General features: G+C 69.0%; 15 protein-coding genes. 5 read left to right on the forward strand and 10 right to left on the reverse strand.

Features of this window, described 5'->3' with window-relative positions:
* Window positions 1-143 precede the first annotated feature (143 nt).
* Window positions 144-1604, forward strand: coding sequence for a CCA tRNA nucleotidyltransferase (locus tag ACZYY4_RS12265; protein ID WP_463810259.1), 1461 nt, complete (start codon window positions 144-146; stop codon window positions 1602-1604).
* Between the two features lie 25 nt (window positions 1605-1629).
* Entirely contained in the window at window positions 1630-2169 is a 540-nt protein-coding gene (locus ACZYY4_RS12270) for a pullulanase (protein WP_463810260.1), read from the forward strand.
* 71 nt (window positions 2170-2240) lie between these two features.
* Here ACZYY4_RS12270 and ACZYY4_RS12275 read toward each other — a convergent pair whose 3' ends face one another.
* Window positions 2241-3014, reverse strand: coding sequence for a TIGR03084 family metal-binding protein (locus tag ACZYY4_RS12275; RefSeq protein WP_463810261.1), 774 nt, complete (start codon window positions 3012-3014; stop codon window positions 2241-2243).
* On the reverse strand, window positions 3001-4311 hold the full coding sequence (locus tag ACZYY4_RS12280) for an MFS transporter (protein ID WP_463810434.1): 1311 nt from the start codon (window positions 4309-4311) through the stop codon (window positions 3001-3003). The genes ACZYY4_RS12275 and ACZYY4_RS12280 overlap by 14 nt, the downstream gene beginning before the upstream one ends.
* A gap of 126 nt (window positions 4312-4437) precedes the next feature.
* Between ACZYY4_RS12280 and ACZYY4_RS12285 the strand changes: the two genes are divergently transcribed.
* On the forward strand, window positions 4438-5043 hold the full coding sequence (locus tag ACZYY4_RS12285) for a YqgE/AlgH family protein (RefSeq protein WP_463810262.1): 606 nt from the start codon (window positions 4438-4440) through the stop codon (window positions 5041-5043).
* A 24-nt stretch (window positions 5044-5067) separates the two neighbouring features.
* Here the strand turns inward: ACZYY4_RS12285 and ACZYY4_RS12290 are convergent, their stop codons facing one another.
* Together ACZYY4_RS12290 and ACZYY4_RS12295 are read right to left on the reverse strand one after the other, a co-directional pair.
* Window positions 5068-5514 carry a hypothetical protein gene (locus ACZYY4_RS12290; protein WP_463810263.1) on the reverse strand — a complete coding sequence of 149 codons (447 nt, stop codon included), beginning with the start codon at window positions 5512-5514 and terminating at the stop codon, window positions 5068-5070.
* A 25-nt stretch (window positions 5515-5539) separates the two neighbouring features.
* A complete protein-coding gene (locus ACZYY4_RS12295; RefSeq protein WP_463810264.1) occupies window positions 5540-6664 on the reverse strand; it encodes an LpqN/LpqT family lipoprotein in 1125 nt (374 codons plus the stop codon).
* A gap of 318 nt (window positions 6665-6982) precedes the next feature.
* Between ACZYY4_RS12295 and leuS the strand changes: the two genes are divergently transcribed.
* Together leuS and ACZYY4_RS12305 are read left to right on the forward strand one after the other, a co-directional pair.
* Window positions 6983-9850 (forward strand): leucine--tRNA ligase, encoded by a 2868-nt coding sequence (gene leuS, locus ACZYY4_RS12300; RefSeq protein WP_463810435.1) that lies wholly within the window; start codon window positions 6983-6985, stop codon window positions 9848-9850.
* A gap of 20 nt (window positions 9851-9870) precedes the next feature.
* Window positions 9871-11007, forward strand: coding sequence for an adenylate/guanylate cyclase domain-containing protein (locus ACZYY4_RS12305; protein ID WP_463810436.1), 1137 nt, complete (start codon window positions 9871-9873; stop codon window positions 11005-11007).
* A 1-nt stretch (window position 11008) separates the two neighbouring features.
* On the opposite strand, the gene ACZYY4_RS12310 is transcribed toward ACZYY4_RS12305, so the two are convergent.
* From ACZYY4_RS12310 to ACZYY4_RS12335, 6 genes are read right to left on the reverse strand one after another with little or no spacing between them, the layout of a single operon-like run.
* Window positions 11009-11674, reverse strand: a complete 666-nt coding sequence (locus tag ACZYY4_RS12310) for an SDR family oxidoreductase (protein ID WP_463810265.1) — start codon at window positions 11672-11674, stop codon at window positions 11009-11011.
* Window positions 11674-12186, reverse strand: coding sequence for a MarR family winged helix-turn-helix transcriptional regulator (locus ACZYY4_RS12315; RefSeq protein WP_463810266.1), 513 nt, complete (start codon window positions 12184-12186; stop codon window positions 11674-11676). Before ACZYY4_RS12315 ends, ACZYY4_RS12310 begins: the two co-directional genes overlap by 1 nt.
* Before the next feature lie 57 nt (window positions 12187-12243).
* Complete coding sequence (locus ACZYY4_RS12320) at window positions 12244-12990, reverse strand: amino acid ABC transporter ATP-binding protein (protein ID WP_463810267.1); 747 nt, start codon at window positions 12988-12990, stop codon at window positions 12244-12246.
* Entirely contained in the window at window positions 12987-14768 is a 1782-nt protein-coding gene (locus tag ACZYY4_RS12325) for an ABC transporter substrate-binding protein/permease (RefSeq protein ID WP_463810268.1), read from the reverse strand. The genes ACZYY4_RS12320 and ACZYY4_RS12325 overlap by 4 nt, the downstream gene beginning before the upstream one ends.
* Window positions 14750-15544: an LLM class F420-dependent oxidoreductase gene (locus tag ACZYY4_RS12330; RefSeq protein ID WP_463810269.1), complete on the reverse strand. Its 795-nt coding sequence runs from the start codon at window positions 15542-15544 to the stop codon at window positions 14750-14752. The genes ACZYY4_RS12325 and ACZYY4_RS12330 overlap by 19 nt, the downstream gene beginning before the upstream one ends.
* A 5-nt stretch (window positions 15545-15549) precedes the next feature.
* Window positions 15550-16437 (reverse strand): alpha/beta fold hydrolase, encoded by an 888-nt coding sequence (locus tag ACZYY4_RS12335; protein ID WP_463810270.1) that lies wholly within the window; start codon window positions 16435-16437, stop codon window positions 15550-15552.

Genomic DNA, 16437 nt, shown 5'->3' on the forward strand with positions numbered 1-16437 from the left:
CGGCTTCGCCGTCCTCGCGATCGCCGCGGGGCCGGATGGCGGTGACCCGCTTCGCCCGGCTTCGCCGTCCTCGCGATCGCCGCGGGGCCGGATGGCGGTGACCCGCTTCGCCGTCCTCGCGATCGCCGCTAAGCTCATCGAACGTGCCCGAAGCCCACCAGGACGTCAATCTGCTGACAGCGGCCGCGGTCGTGCTGAACCAGCACGCCGAGCTGCTGCGCGATCTCGGCGCGACGTTCGATGCGGCCGGCCACCAGTTGTACCTGGTCGGCGGATCGGTCCGCGACGCCCTGCTGGGCCGGCCGAGCCCCGATCTGGACTTCGCCACTGACGCCCGGCCCGAGCAGGTGCAGCGCATCGTGCGGGGCCGCGCCGAGGCGATGTGGGACACCGGGATCGAGTTCGGCACCATCGGCGCCGCCTTGGGCGGGCAGCGGGTGGAGATCACCACTTTCCGAGCCGACCAGTATGACCGGGTGTCGCGCAATCCCGAAGTGCGCTTTGGTGATTCGCTGGAGGCGGACCTGGTACGCCGCGACTTCACCGCCAACGCGATGGCGGTCCGCATCACCCCGGCCGGCCCGGGGGAGTTCCTCGACCCGCTCGGCGGTCTGGCGGCGTTGCAAGCCGGGGTGCTGGACACGCCGACGGCCCCACAGGACTCTTTCGGCGACGACCCGTTGCGGATGCTGCGCGCCGCCCGGTTCGTTGCTCAACTCGGGTTCAGCGTGGCGCCGCGGGTGCGCGCGGCGATCGAGGAGATGGCTGGGCAGCTGTCCCGCATCACCCCTGAGCGGGTGGCCGGCGAACTGGACAAGATGCTGTTGGGCGCCGACCCGGCCGCCGGCATCGACCTGATGGTGGCCAGCGGGATGGGCGATGTGGTGTTGCCCGAGATCGGTGCCATGCGGATGGCGATCGACGAGCACCACCAGCACAAGGACGTCTATCAGCATTCGCTGACCGTGCTGCGTCAGGCCATAGAACTGGAGAGCACCGGAGATCCACCGGACGGCGGCCCCGATCTGGTGCTGCGCTGGGCGGCGTTGCTGCACGACATCGGCAAACCGGACACCCGGCGCCATCAGGCCGACGGCGGCGTGAGCTTTCACCACCACGAGGTGGTGGGGGCGAAAATGGTCCGCAAGCGGATGCGCGCGCTGCGCTACTCCAAGCAGATGGTCGACGACGTCTCGCAGCTGGTGTATCTGCATCTGCGCTTCCACGGGTACGGCGACGGCAAGTGGACCGATTCGGCGGTGCGGCGCTACGTCACCGACGCGGGACCACTGCTGGGCCGGCTGCACAAGCTGGTCCGCGCCGACTGCACCACCCGCAACAAGCGGCGCGCGGCGCGGCTACAGGCCAGCTACGACCAGCTCGAAGAGCGGATCGCGGTGCTGGCCGAGCAGGAGGACCTGCAGCGGGTGCGGCCCGACCTGGACGGCAACGAGATCATGACGCTGCTCGGTATCCCGGCCGGCCCGCAGGTGGGGCGAGCCTGGGGCTATCTCAAGGAGCTGCGCCTGGATCGCGGACCGCTGACGCGCGAGGAGGCGACGGCCGAACTGCTGGCGTGGTGGCAGACCCAGGGGAACCGATAGCCGGACCATCACGTCTGACCCGGGTATGGACTACTGCCTGGGTGACGGTGACGGCGCGGCGACGATGTGGACCGGTCCTCCCGATCTCGATCTGGATGGAGACGGGTTCGCCGATGCGATCAGCCTCGATTTCGACGGGGATGGATTGCGTGACGACGCGTTGGTCGACCTCGACGGTGACGGGGTGGCCGACCACTTGATGCTGGACCTCGACGACGACGGCACCCCGGAGGCCTACTTCACCGACGATGGCTCGGGTACCTGGGGGCACGGTGGCGCGGCGAGCTCAGCGGGGCGGTCGGGTGGCCTGCGTTGGCTGGGGCTCGACGGTGTCGAGCACACCGGCGGGCCTCTGGTGGATTTCGACGGCGATGGACGCCTCAACGACCGACTACTCGATGCCGACGGCGACGGGCACGCCGACCGGGTCTTGATCGGCACTGACTTGGAAGGCACTGGCGGCTACAGCGCGGCCTACGTCGACACCGATGGCGACGGCCGGTGGGACATCAAGCTAACCGACACCGACGGCGACGGCGCCGCTGACGGGGCCACCGTGCTGTGAGGGGCCGCGCTGGCGCGCTCAGCGCCCGGAGCCGTGCTGATTTGGCTCCGGCTCTCTTCGCGCTGGCGCGCTCAGCGCCCGGAGCCGGGAGGCCCGGCGAAGGCTTGAGCGATCTCCAGCCAGCGCTGGGCGTCGGCCCCGTGCGCCGCGATGTCCAGATCAGCCAGCGCCCGACGCTGCGTGACCAGGAAGCAGAAATGCTCGGCCGGCCCGGTCACCCGCTGCTCGGCGTTCACCGGACCCCACGCCCAGACACCGCCTCCGGGTGCGTGTAGTTCCACGTGAAACGGTTCGGCCGGCGGCGTCAGGTTGTTGACGGCGAACGCATAGTCGCGGGTCCGCACCCCCAGGTGCGCGATCGAGCGCAACCGCGCGGTGGCGGTCCGTCGCCTCCCGAGTGCGTCGGCGACGTCCAGGCCGTGCGCCCAGGTCTCCATCAGCCGTGCGGTGGCCATCGACGCCGCGCTCATCGGCGGGCCGAACCACGGCAGCTTGCGCCCGTCGGCGACACCCAGCAGGGCCTCGTGCAGCTGCGCTCGTGTTGACCGCCAGTCCGCCAGTAGATCAGCCGGCGGGAGCTTCGCCAAACCGGCCGCACCAGCGTCGACGAAGCCGGTCGGATCGCCCATCGCTGCCGCGAGTTCGTCGGCGAAGCGGGCCTCGTCGGTGATGGCGGTCAACGAGAGCCGGTCGGTCCACAGCAGATGAGCGATCTGATGGGCGATGGACCAACCTGCGGCCGGCGTGGGCGCACCCCACTGGCCGTCGGTGAGGGGTGCCACCAGAGTGTCGAGGTCGTCGCTTTCGGCACTCAGATCGGCGACGATCGGTTCAGTTTCTGCCATGTTCGTACTGTATGCCGCCCACCGGATCGCGCTGCCGTCCGATCAGGCTGTGCCCGGCCAGGCCGGCCAGGTACAGCAGCGTCCCGGCGGCGATCAGCGCCGGTGCCTGCCCATCGGGGGGGACCACCGCCGCGGTGGCGGCCACGGCAATAATGAAGGTCGCCCAGAACAGCGAATCCTGCACCGCGAAAACATGTCCGCGCAGGGCGTCGTCGACGTCTATCTGCATTGCGGTGTCGGCGCACAGTTTGACCACCTGTCCGGCCACCCCGAGCAGGAATCCGCATAGCACCAGCACCGGCAGGTACAGGCCGATCCCGGCCAGTTGTATCACCGCCGCGGCCGCCAGTGCCCCGTTGGCGGTGGCGTAGCGGCCCCAGCGTCGCACCGCAGGCGGGGTGAGCACGGTGGCCAGAAACGATCCGGCGCCGGCCGAGGCGACGAACAACGCCGTGGTTCCCAGGCCGGCCACCGCGTGCTCACCGACGTGGCGCACCATCACCAGCACCAGCAGGGTGTTGATGCCGAACGCCATCCGGTGCGCGGCCAGCCCGGATAGCGTCGCCGCGACGGTGGGCCGGGCCCGCACCGTGCGGATGCCGTGCAGCCAGCCCGTCGTCACCGCGTAGAGCACCGATCCGTGGATGGCGCGTTTGGTGTCGTCTGGGCCGAGCGCGCGGGCGGGGAAGCGCAGCGAGAGCACCAGGGCGATCGTGACCGGGAGCGCCACCGCGGCGATGATCGATGCCGCGCCGCGATCGTCGGCGCCCACCAGCCAGCGCGGCACCAGCATGAAGTTGGCGCCCAGGAAGGCCGCCACCGCGCCGGTCGCGATCGCGAGCGCGTTCATCGTGACGACTTGGTCGCGTGGCACCACGTGTGGCAGTGCCGCCGACAGTCCGGAGGCGATGAACCGGGTGAACCCGTTGGCGATCAGGGCGGCGCACAGCACCGGCAGGTCACCGGCACCGGTCGCCAACAGTGCGGCGACTCCGATCACCAGCAGCAGGCGGGCGAGGTTGGCCACCACCAGCACCAATCGTCGGTCCCAGCGGTCCAGCAGCGCGCCGGCGAACGGTCCCAAGACGGAATACGGCAGAAACAGCACCGCGAACGCCCCTGCGATCGCCCAGGGCGAAGCGGCCCGGTCCGGGTTGAAAAGCAGTGCGCCGGCCAAGCCGGCCTGAAACAGGCCGTCGCCGAACTGGCTTGCGGCGCGCAGTTCCAGCAGGCGCCAGAACTCCGGCAGGCTGCGCGCGGACCGCCACAGCGATACGGGTGCGCGGGTGTCCACCACAAGACCTACTTCCGGACGCGGGCGGCGGCGCGGCACCGGCCCCAGACCAGAGTACAAATCTTCGTGGTCGGTCGACGTTCGGCACAGCTCAGGACGAACGCCGGGTCCGGGTGCCATGATGGAAGGGTGGCGCAACCCGAAGACCCCGAGGACTACATCGCGCCCGCCGCGCATCGGGTACGGGCCGGGACGCTGCTGCTGGCCAACACCGACCTGCTCGAACCCACCTTTCGCCGCAGCGTGATTTACGTGGTCGAGCACAACGACGGTGGGACGCTGGGTGTGGTGCTCAACCGCCCCAGTGAGACCGCCGTCTACAACGTGCTGCCGCAGTGGTCCGACCTGGCCGTCAAACCCAAGACGATGTTCATCGGCGGCCCGGTGAAACGTGACGCTGCACTGTGTGTCGGTCTGTTGCGGGTCGGCACGGAACCCAACGGCGTGCCGGGCCTGCGCCATATCAACGGCCGGATGGTGATGGTCGACCTCGACGCCGAGCCGGAGACGATCGCTCCCCACGTGGAGGGGGTGCGGATCTTTGCCGGCTACGCCGGCTGGACCATCGGCCAACTCGAGGGAGAGATCGAGCGCGACGACTGGATTGTGCTGTCGGCGTTGCCGTCTGACGTGATGGTGCCGCCTCGGGTCGATCTGTGGGGTAGGGCGCTACGGCGCCAGCCCTGGCCTACTGCGCTGCTGGCCACCCACCCGATCGACATCAGCCGCAACTGAACGGCGGTTCCCAGCCCCAGCCGGTTACGAGCAGCCGCAACCGCTGCCGCAACCCGACGCGGGCTCCGCGGGTGCGCTGCCCGCGCAACCGCAGCCGGGACCGCAGCCGAGGTCCTCTGCGGGAGTGCTGTCGCCGCAGCCGCAGCCGGACCCGCAGCCGGATTCGGTGGCCGCCCCGCCTCCAGCGGACTGCCGCGCCGCGTAGCGGGCTCCCTGCCAGGCGCCGGCTGCCAGGGTGGCCATCGCACCGGTGATCGAGATGATCAGCGCCAGCAGCGCCAGCGCGGGCGGGCCGGCCAGCACCAGTGTCCCGCCGACGGCCAGGATCACTCCGACCGCGACCTGGGCGGGTGCGACGGCGCGCAGCACCAGTTGCTCAGGATCGCCGGTGAACGGCCGCGCCAGGGTCCGCACTCCGAACACCAGGGACACGACGGCTAAAACCAGGCACAGCACACCCATGATCAGCATGGGCTCAAGGATACGAGGCGGCTGTTCAGCTGGTGGTGCTGCCCACCTGGTGGCGCACCGTGCCTGATTCCACCGGATCGTCGGTGGTGCTACCTACCTGGTGGCGCACCGTGCCTGATTCCACCGGATCGTCGGTGGTGCTGCCCACTTGGTGGCGCACCGTGCCTGATTCCACCGGATCGTCGGTGGTGTAGCCCACCTGGTGCCGCAGCGTGCCCGATTGCACCGGAGCAGCTGGGGCGGCGGGCTGCGGGGCCACGTTGGGCGGCTCGACGCCGCTCGGACTGACGCCGTGTGGAGTGACGCCGCGTGGGCTGACACTGAATCCGTTCACGATCGCGTCGGTCGCCGGGGCATTGCCGACGGCGCGACCGGCACCGGTGGTCACGGTCAGCGATACCAGGTAGGCGCCGTCGTCGGTCGGCACGATCACGTGGCGGCTGGAGGTGTTCAGCGTCATGTCGGCGTCGCGGTAGGTGCCCTCGATCACCGAGGAGGGGAATCCGTTGAAGTCGGCCAACGAGGCGTTGGTGGTCTGCCAGGCCATCAGCTTCTGGCTGTCGACGAACCCGTGGGTGATCGCCTCTTTCGGGTCGAATTGCCCGGCCAGGCGGTAGACGACCACCTGCGCGTTGGGGGTGTAGAGCGCTCCGCTGCGCCGGTCGGCGATCACCGCGAACGCATCGGGCACGTTGGGGTCGGGAACGTGGGTCCAGCCCACCGGCATCGGCAGGGTGATGTTCAACGCGGTGAAGCCCGCGGCCTGCTGCGGTTCCAACTGCACGTTCTTGGCGGCGAAGTACTCGCGCAACGTGCCGGACGTGGCCGGAACCAGGGCGCTCGGCGCCGGCGCCACCGGAGATCCCGGGACGACGGCCGGTCCGGGCAAGGCCTGCCCCGGCGCTGCCGGCCGGGGGACCGCGTGCTGCGGTCCAGCCGGAAGGGGTGGGGTCACCGGCGCTGCGGCCGGTTGGGCTGCCGGCTGGGCAGCCGGTTGGGCGGCGGGGCCGTAGGGGCCGTAGGGATTGGGCGGCGTCGGCAGCAGCGGGTCGCCCATGGCGGTCGGGATCCCCATCGGGCCGCCGAAGCCCGCCGCTGTGACAGCCGCGCAGCCGACCAGTAGCCGCCAGCGGCGGAGGGTGTTCGTCATCTTCAGGGGTCCTTCCGGGACGGGCCGAGCCATGGTGCCCCCGGCCTCGATTCGACGGTAACCAGCCGGGCGGTCACCCCGCCAGCGCCGCAACCGACCTGGAACGAAGTCCTCACCAGCCTGCGATGCAGCCGATATCAAGCTGTGGCGAGCGGCCCGAAAAGCCAGGCCCATTACCCTGTTGAGGTGAACGAAGCCCCGACCACCCAGGTACCCGGCGACCCCGGCGGTTCAGCGAGGCACGACGGAGGAGAGGCGAAGCTGGGACCGTCGCTTGAACCCGGCGGTTCAGCGAGGCACGACGGAGGAGAGGCGAAGCTGGGACCGTCGCCTGAACCCAGCGACCAGGCGCCCCGCCACCGCTACACGGCCGCAGTGGCCGGGCGTATCGAAGACGCCTGGCAGGAGCAGTGGGAGCGGGCGGGGACCTTCAACGTCGCCAACCCGGTCGGCTCGCTGGCGCCGGATGACGGCTCGGCGGTCCCGGCCGACAAGATGTTCGTCCAGGACATGTTTCCCTACCCGTCCGGCGACGGCCTGCATGTCGGCCATCCGCTGGGCTACATCGCCACCGACGTCTACGCTCGCTACTTCCGGATGACCGGCCACAACGTGCTGCACGCGCTGGGTTTCGACGCGTTCGGACTGCCTGCCGAGCAGTACGCGATGCAGACCGGCACCCACCCGCGCATCCGCACCGAGGCCAACATCGAGAACTTCCGCCGGCAACTGCGACGCCTCGGGCTCGGCCACGACGGCCGGCGCAGTTTCTCCACCACAGACGTCGACTTCTACAAGTGGACGCAATGGATCTTCCTGCAGATCTACAACGCCTTCTTCGACACCGCGGCGAACAAGGCCCGGCCCATCGCAGAGTTGATCGCCGAATTCGACTCCGGTGCACGCACACTCGACGACGGGCGTGACTGGGCGTCGCTGTCGGCGGGGGAGCGGGCCGACGTCGTCGACGGTCACCGGTTGGTCTACCGCTCCGACTCGATGGTCAACTGGTGCCCGGGGCTGGGCACGGTACTGGCCAATGAAGAGGTCACCGCCGACGGGCGAAGTGACCGCGGCAACTTCCCGGTGTTCCGGAAGCGGCTGCGGCAGTGGATGATGCGGATCACCGCGTACTCCGACCGCCTGCTCGACGACCTCGATGTGCTGGATTGGCCGGAGAAGGTCAAGACGATGCAGCGCAACTGGATCGGACGCTCCACCGGCGCAGCGGCACTGTTCGGCGCCGACACGATCGACGGCGTGGCGGTGGACATCGAGGTGTTCACCACCCGTCCCGACACCCTGTTCGGCGCCAGCTATCTGGTGTTGGCGCCCGAGCACGATCTGGTCGACCTGCTGACCACCGCCGAGTGGCCGGAATCGGTCGATCAACGCTGGACGTTCGGTGCCACCACGCCCGCCGAGGCCGTCGCCTCCTACCGGAAGGCGATCGCGGCGAAGTCAGATCTGGAACGCCAGGAGAACAAGACTAAAACCGGTGTGTTCCTGGGCAGTTACGCAACCAACCCGGCCAACGGCCAGCAGGTGCCGATCTTCATCGCGGACTATGTGCTGGCCGGCTACGGCACCGGCGCCATCATGGCCGTGCCGGGCCATGATCAGCGGGACTGGGAGTTCGCCGTCGAGTTCGGCCTCCCTGTCGTCGAAGTCATTGCCGGCGGCGACATCTCGGAAGCCGCCTACGCGGGCGACGGTGCCCTGGTCAATTCCGGCGCGCTGGACGGCATGACCGTCACCGAGGCCAAGTCGGCGATGACGCAGCGCCTGGCGGCACAGGGCCGCGGCTGGCAGCGCGTCGAATACAAGTTGCGGGACTGGCTATTCGCCCGGCAGCGGTACTGGGGTGAGCCGTTCCCGATCGTCTACGACAGCGACGGCCGCCCGCACGCGCTGGACTCCGCGGCGCTGCCGGTCGAACTGCCCGAGGTCGGCGATTACTCGCCGGTGCTGTTCGACCCCGACGACGCCGCCAGCGAACCCTCGCCGCCGTTGGCCAAGGCGACCGACTGGGTGCACGTCGAACTGGATCTCGGCGACGGTCTGCGGCCCTACACCCGCGACACCAACGTCATGCCGCAGTGGGCCGGCAGTTCCTGGTACGAGTTGCGCTACACCGACCCGCACAACGCCGAGCGGTTCTGCGCCCCCGAGAACGAGGCCTATTGGATGGGGCCGCGACCGGCCGAACACGGCCCCGACGATCCGGGCGGGGTGGATCTCTATGTCGGCGGTGTCGAGCACGCGGTGCTGCACCTGCTGTATTCGCGCTTCTGGCACAAGGTGTTACACGACCTCGGGCATGTCAGCTCGCGTGAGCCCTACCGTCGGCTGGTCAACCAGGGCTACATCCAGGCCGCCGCCTACACCGACAGCCGTGGGTCATATGTGCCCGCCGCCGACGTCGTGGAACGCGACGGAAAGTTCCATCTCCCGGGCGCCGACGGCGACATCGAGGTTTTCGCCGAATACGGGAAAATGGGTAAGAGCCTGAAGAACTCCGTGTCCCCCGACGAGATCTGCGACAGCTACGGCGCCGACACGCTGCGGGTCTACGAGATGTCGATGGGCCCGCTGGAGATGTCACGGCCGTGGGCCACCAAAGACGTCGTCGGCGCACATCGATTTCTGCAGCGGGTGTGGCGGCTGGTGGTCGACGAGGAGACCGGCGACACGCGGGTGCTCGACGCCGAGCCGGACACCGAGACACTGCGCCTGCTGCATAGGACCATCGTCGGGGTGTCGGAGGACTATGCGGCACTGCGCAACAACACCGCAGCCGCCAAGCTGATCGAATACACCAACCATCTGACCAAACAGCATCGGGCAGGGGTGCCGCGCTCGGCGGCCGAGCCGCTGGCGTTGATGCTCGCGCCGCTGGCCCCGCACCTGGCCGAGGAGCTGTGGCGGCGGCTCGGCCACGAATCCTCACTGGCGCACGGGCCGTTCCCGGTGGCCGACCCGGCGTATCTGGTCACCGACACCGTCGACTATCCGGTACAGGTCAACGGCAAGAAGCGGGGATTGGTCACGGTGGCCACCGACGCGGACACCGACGCGATCAAGGCCGCGGCCCTGGCCGATGAGAAAGTCCAAGCGTTTCTGTCCGGGGCCAGCCCGAAGAAGGTGATTGTGGTACCCGGACGGCTGGTGAACCTGGTGGTGTGACACCGGTTTTGGGTGAGAGCATGTGGGCGGACAACGACGCGTTCCGAGAAGTATTGGCGGAGCTGGGTCTGCTCGCCGGTCTCGATGAGAGCGCCTCCGAAGAGCGGGCCGAGCTCGTGACATGGCTGCTGGAGCAGGGCTTCGGTTTGGAACAGATCAGGGCCGAGGTCGCCCCGATGCTGATGCCCGCGCACCGTGAATTGGGCGACGACGCCAGGTATGTGTCAGAACGCGAGGTGAGCGCCACCCACGGCATCGATTTGGCCGTTCTGCAGGGCATCGAGCGCGCTCTGGGGCTACCCCGGCTGGACGATCCCGACGCTGCCCTGCTGCTTCAGGCCGACGCCGAGGCCGCTCTGCGACTGCAGCAACTCATCGAGGTCGGACTCGACCCGGGTCAGGTGTTCCTGATGATCCGCCGGCTCTCCGACGGCATTTCCCGCGCAGTCCCGGCATTCCGGTACAGCACGATATCGGCGATCATGCGGCCGGGTATGACCGAACTCGAGGTCGCGAAGGCCCACGAGGAGATGGTACGAGCTGTGATCCCGTTGCTGGGACCGATGATCCGGGACATCTTGTTCGTTCAGCTGCGGCGCGTGCTGGAGGGCGAGGCGGTCAACGCCAGAGAGCGGGCGGCCGGGGTGGCGCTCCCTGGGGCGCGGCAGCTCGCAGTGGCCTTCGCTGACATGGTCGAGTTCACCCGGTTGGGGGAGGCGGTGCCGCCGGAGGAACTGGTGGGACTCGTTGAGCGCCTTGCCGATTTGGCACGCGAAGTGGTCAACCCTCCGGTCCGGCTGGTAAAGACGATCGGCGATGCCGTGATGTTGGTTTCGTCAGATGCGGTGAAGCTGCTCGATACGACGCTGACGCTGCTCGAGACGGCAGCGGCAGACGAAACTCTCCCGAAGCTGCGGATCGGCGTCGCCTCGGGATGGGCGGTGAGCAGGGCCCGAGATTGGTTCGGCAGTCCGGTCAACGTCGCGAGCCGGGTCACCAATGTCGCCGAACCGGGAACGATCTTGCTGGAGGGCGAAGCCCGTGCGGCTATCGGCGATGCACCGGGATACGCCTGGTCCTTTGTCGGCGCTCGCGCACTCAAGGGCGTGGGGGGCGAGACCGAGCTCTTCCGGGTGCGCCGACAGGGCAGCCGTTAGGTCAGCGCGGCCGGACCACCACTTCCTGAAGCTGCGCCTCGGCCGGAGTGCGGACCGCGGCGGCCACCACCTCGGCGACGGTGTCGGCGCGCAGGAAGCGGCCCGGGTCGTATTCGCCGCCCTCATACGCGACCAGCTCGTGTTGCATGTCGGTGTCGACGCGGCCGGGGTAGACCGTGGTGACCCGTAGGGCCGGCTCGTCGTTGCGCAGCGAGTCCGCGAACGCCCGAAGCGCGAACTTGCTGGCCGAGTACGATGCCATCCCCGGGGAAACCCGTTGCCCGGCACCGGAGTTGATGAACACCACCTGCCCGCGGGCCTGCCGCAACGCCGGGAGCAGTGCCAGTGTGAGCGCTACCGCGCCGAACACGTTGACCTCGAAGGTGGCTCGCCACTCCTCGATATAGGACTCTCCGGCAGGGCCGGGCAGCATCACCCCGGCGTTGTGCACCAGCACGTCGAGTTGGTCGACGATCTCGGTGGCGGACTCGATCTCGTCGGCGTCGGCGAGGTCCAGCGGCCAGGTGGTGGCTCCGAGCCGTTCGGCCACGGCATCCAGGCGCGCCGACGGCCGGCCGGCCAGCAGCAACGTGTGGGTGGGTGCCAGTGCGGTCGCGATCGCCGAACCGATCCCGCCGCCGGCGCCGGTGATCAGGGCGGTCGGCATCAACCGCAATCCAGCGGGCAGTCCGGCCCCTCGTTCGGGGCCGGACCTACCGCACCGCTGGCGGCCAGCCGCTCCAGCGGTTCCAGCGCACGGGTCAGGGTGTCCAAGTCTTCGGGGCTGAGCTTGCTCAGCATCGCCGCGAGGGCCGAGTGCCGGTTGGCCAGCGACGCACGGTGACTCGCCAGGCCCTCCTCGGTGATGTCAACCAGCACCGCCCGCAGGTCCGACGGATCCCGGCTGCGTTTGACCAGGCCGATCTTCTCCAGGCGCCGGATCGCCACGGTGGTGGTGGGGGTGCGCACCCGCTCATGGGCAGCCAGCTCGGTCATCCGGATCGGTCCGCGATCCAGCAGCGTGATCAGGATCGACAGCTGAGCCAGGGTGAGCTCGCCGGTCTTCGCACCGCCGCTGATTTCACCGCGCCGCAGTATCGAGAACAGTTTCGACAGCGAACGATGCAAGCCCTCCGCGATCGCCGTCACCTGCGGCGTATCGGCTTTGCTCTCCGCCATAGTTCGCCAGTCTAACCGGTGGCTCTCACGAGGGGGGATGGGTCGCGAAAGTTGCTGTCACAACACCTGGGAAAGAAACTTCTGCAGCCGCTCGGTCCCGGCGTTGTCGAAGATCTGCTCCGGGGGGCCGGATTCGACCACTTTCCCGCGGTCCATGAACACGACGGTGTCCGACGCCGACCGGGCAAACGCCATTTCGTGGGTGACCACCACCATGGTCATGCCGTCCGCACCGAGCTCGGCGATCAGCGCCAGGATGCCCTTGACCAACTCCGGGTCCAGCGCCGAGGTCGCCTCGTCGAAGAGCATCACCTGCGGTTGCATCGCCAGTGCCCGGGCGATCGCGACCCGCTGTTGCTGGCCGCCGGAGAGCGCCGAGGGACGTGCCGCCGCCTTGTTCTTCAGCCCGACTCGATCCAGCAGTGCCAGTGCGAGGTCGCGCGCGGCGTCGCCGGACATCCCGAGCAGCTTGCGCGGGGCCAGGGCGATGTTGTCCAGCACGCTGCGGTGCGGAAAGAGATTGAAATGCTGGAACACCATGCCGATCCGTTGGCGCAGTTCATCGGGATCGTCGTCCAGTACCGATCGGCCGCCCAACAGGATGTCGCCGTCATCGGGCTCATGCAGCCGGTTCAACGTGCGCAACATCGTCGATTTGCCCGAGCCGGAGGGCCCGATCACCGCGGCGGTGCTGCCTGCCGGCACGTCGAGGTCGATCCCGCGTAACACGGCATGCTTGCCGAAGGACAATTGAATTCCCTTGGCCGCCAACGATACCGGCTCACGCGAGGACCCGGCCGTCACGTCATCTCCTGACTGGAGATAGCCGGGCTCAGCTCGACGGAATCATCGGCCTCGGCGGGCCTGCCGCGCCGAAGCCGGTGGTCGACGACGTTCACCAGGTGCGTCAAGGGGATGGTCAGCGCCAAGTACAGGACGCCGGCCGCCACCAGTGGCGACAGGCTGCCGGTCTGCGCGTTGAAGTCGCGGCCCACCTGGAACAGCTCTCGCTGGCCGGCGACCAGACCCAGGAAGTACAGCAGCGCTGAGGCTTTCAGCAATGCGATGAACTGGTTGACCAGTGCCGGAAGCACCCGCCGGATGCCCTGCGGGATCACCACCAGGCGCATCGCGTCGGAGTAGCCGAAACCCAGCGCCCGGGATGCCTCCAGCTGACCGGACTCCACGCTCTGGATGCCCGAGCGCAGGATCTCCCCGATGTAGGCCGCGGCCGTCAGCCCCAGCGCCGCGATCCCCAGCGGGTAGGGGTTGTTGTGCGTCAGCCCGCCCACCAGCGGCCCGACCACCAGGCCGATCAGCAGGATGATCAGCACCTCGGGCAATCCCCGGAAGATGTCGGTATAGACCCGGGCCGGCCAGCGCAGCCATCGGGTGTGTGAGATCCCGGCCACGGCCAGCCCAAGCCCGGCCACCAATCCGATGATGCCGCCGCTCAGGGTCAGCAGCACGGTGTTGGGCAAGCCGGTCTTGAGCAGGTCCGGCAGCGCCTGCCGGTACAGCTCCCAGTCGAAGAAGGAGTCGCGCAATTGCGCCAGTGTCGATTTGGGCGCGTACGGCTCCGACTCGGGCTTGTGGTGACGTGCGGCGATCGCGGCGAAGTCCGGCAGGTGCGGGGTGGCCGCCGACTTGGAGCCGGGCTGCCAGTCCGGCGGCAACGGCCGCGGCACCCAGTCGGTGTAGAGCTGCGGCCAGGTGCCGTCCTCGATCACCGCATCCAAGCCGGAGTTCAACGCGTTGAGAAGCGCCTGGTTTCCCTTGGCCACCGCGTACGCCTCGAAGCCGGCCGGGCTGAAGGTATAGCCGACGATCTGCGCCGGATCGCCTGGCCGCAGCAGGTTCAGCGCGGTCAGCGACGGCGCCACCCAGGCGTCCACCTGGTGGCTTTTCAGACTGGCGTACAGCGTGATGGAGTCGGGGTACCGCACCGGTTCCATTTCGAGAGTGTCGACGGCGTAGGCGTCCTCCACGGTGCCCTGGACCACCGCGATCCGCCGGCTACCGGTCAGGTTGTCGAATCCGGTGATACCGGAACCGGCCGGGACCACCAGTGCCATGTAGCCGAAGTCGTAGCCGTTGGTGAAGCCGACGGTGCGGCGGCGCTCATCGGTGGCGTTGATCGACGCCGACCCGACGTCGAAGCGGCCCGACTCGACCTGGGCCAGTAGACCGAAGAAGTCGGTGCCGACGAACTGGACCCGCAGGCCCAGCTTCTTGGCAATGGCGCGCAGCAGCTCGTTGTCGAAGCCGCTGTAGCGGCCCTTGGCGTTGATGCAGTTCGTCGGCGGGCTCTCGGTCAGCGTGCCGACGGTCAGCACACCGGGGGTGAGCAGCCGGAGTTTGCTCATGTCGAGCGAACTCAGCGGCTCGACGCCGGCGGTGGTGTATTTGTCCTCGCGCGGCCGTTTGGCGGTGGCGAGTTTGACCGGCAACGCGACGGCGGCCTGCTCTCCGGGCGGTGCGCACAGGTCAGGGACGGCACCGGCCGGCGGCACCGCTGCCAGACCGCAGATGATCAGCAGGGTGGCGAGAAACGCCGCCAGCTTTATCGCTGGTCGCGCCATCGGCACAGCGCCTCGGCGACGGTCAGGTCATAGTCGGGTCCGCTGCTGCCGACGGTCAACAGGCTCACTCCGAGGCCGGTCAATGCGTCGGCCTCGGCGAGCAGTTCGGCCACGGTGCCGCGCGTCTGGTCGCCGCCCAGCGCGGCCGAGTGCTCGATCGTGGCGGGGTCGCGGCCCACCGCGGCGCAGTGCTCGGCCAGCACCGCCGCCTTGTGCGGGTACTCCTCGGCGTCGGCGAAGCTGTGCCACATGTCGGCGTGCTCGGCGACCAGACGCAGCGTCTTGCGCTCACCGCCACCACCGATCAGCATCGGGAGAGCCCGGCTGGGCGGCGGATTAAGTTGGGCCAGACGGGATTTGATCCGCGGCAGGGCATCGGCCAGGTCGTCGAGACGGCTGCCCGCGGTCCCGAACTCGTAGCCGTATTCGCGGTAGTCCCGGTGCTTCCAGCCCGAGCCGATACCCAGGATCAGCCGGCCGTCACCGATGTGGTCGACGGTGCGGGCCATGTCGGCGAGCAGCTCGGGGTTGCGGTAGGAGTTGCACGACACCAGCGCGCCGATCTCGATGCGCGAGGTCTGTTCAGCCCAGGCGGCCAGCATGGTCCAGCATTCGAAGTGCGGTCCGTCGCGGTCGCCGTAGAGCGGGAAGAAATGGTCCCAGTTGAAGGCGATGTCGACGCCGAGGTCTTCACAGCGCCGGACCGCGTCACGGATCGCGCCGTAGTGCGACGCGTGCTGGGGCTGCAGCTGCACCGCGATGCGAATGGGGCTCATGTCCGTCACGGTAGCGTCCGGCGCAGCAACTCGACCAGAGCGCGCGGCTGATCGCTTTGCACCGAATGCCCGGAGCCGGCCACCACGTGGGTCGTCAGCCCCGGCGAGCGCCGTGCGTATTCGGCGACGTCGTCGGCGGAGACGAACCCCGAATCACCGCCGCGGATCAAAGTGGTCGGTGCGGCCACCGCGGAGACGTCGGTCCACAACTCGCTGAGATCCCCGACGGAGCGGATGGTGTCGTAACGCCAGGTCCAGCGTCCGTCTGGCAGCCGCCGGGTGTTGTGCAGCAGACCGCGACGCAGCGACTCCGGATCCCGGTGCGGCGCCGCCATCGTGGTGAGGGCCAGCATCGACGCGAAATCGGGGAACGTCCGGTCGCCCTGGGCCAACGCCACCGTTCCGCGATCGGCGACGCTCATCTGTGAATGCCGTTGCAGTGCTGAAGGAGTCACGTCCACGATCGCCAGCCGGCGGACCAGCTCCGGTGCGGTGGCCGCCAATCGGATCGCGGTCAGCCCGCCCAGCGACATCCCGACCACCAACTCGGCGGCCGGCGCCAGCTCGCGCAGCACCGGCGCCAGGGCGTCGGCGTTGCGCTGAGGAGAGTAGTCGCCGTCGTCGCGCCAGGCCGAATGGCCGTGGCCGGGCAGGTCGACGGCCAGCGCGGGCTCGGCGAGACCGATGATGACGGTGTCGAAGGTGTGGGCGTTCTGCGCGCCACCGTGCAGGAACACCACCCGCGGCGGCGCCGTGCCCCAGCGCAGCGCGCTGACGTCGCCGGTCTGGATGCGTTGCACGACGGGCAGCGGACCGGCCACACCGGCCTGTGCGGCGTTGCCGGCCAGTAGCGCGAACTCGGGCAGGCCCGCCAGCTCGTCGTCGGAAAGCAC

The sequence above is a fragment of the Mycobacterium sp. IDUB_21 genome (genome assembly GCF_055419425.1).

Coding starts and splice junctions, on each gene's coding strand:
- ACZYY4_RS12270 (WP_463810260.1), top strand. CDS start 1,630: ATGGACTACTGCCTGGGTGACGGTGACGGCGCGGCGACGATGTGGACC.
- ACZYY4_RS12275 (WP_463810261.1), bottom strand. CDS start 3,014: ATGGCAGAAACTGAACCGATCGTCGCCGATCTGAGTGCCGAAAGCGAC.
- ACZYY4_RS12295 (WP_463810264.1), bottom strand. CDS start 6,664: ATGACGAACACCCTCCGCCGCTGGCGGCTACTGGTCGGCTGCGCGGCT.
- ACZYY4_RS12325 (WP_463810268.1), bottom strand. CDS start 14,768: ATGGCGCGACCAGCGATAAAGCTGGCGGCGTTTCTCGCCACCCTGCTG.
- ACZYY4_RS12310 (WP_463810265.1), bottom strand. CDS start 11,674: ATGCCGACCGCCCTGATCACCGGCGCCGGCGGCGGGATCGGTTCGGCG.
- ACZYY4_RS12330 (WP_463810269.1), bottom strand. CDS start 15,544: ATGAGCCCCATTCGCATCGCGGTGCAGCTGCAGCCCCAGCACGCGTCG.
- ACZYY4_RS12315 (WP_463810266.1), bottom strand. CDS start 12,186: ATGGCGGAGAGCAAAGCCGATACGCCGCAGGTGACGGCGATCGCGGAG.
- ACZYY4_RS12290 (WP_463810263.1), bottom strand. CDS start 5,514: ATGCTGATCATGGGTGTGCTGTGCCTGGTTTTAGCCGTCGTGTCCCTG.
- ACZYY4_RS12305 (WP_463810436.1), top strand. CDS start 9,871: ATGTGGGCGGACAACGACGCGTTCCGAGAAGTATTGGCGGAGCTGGGT.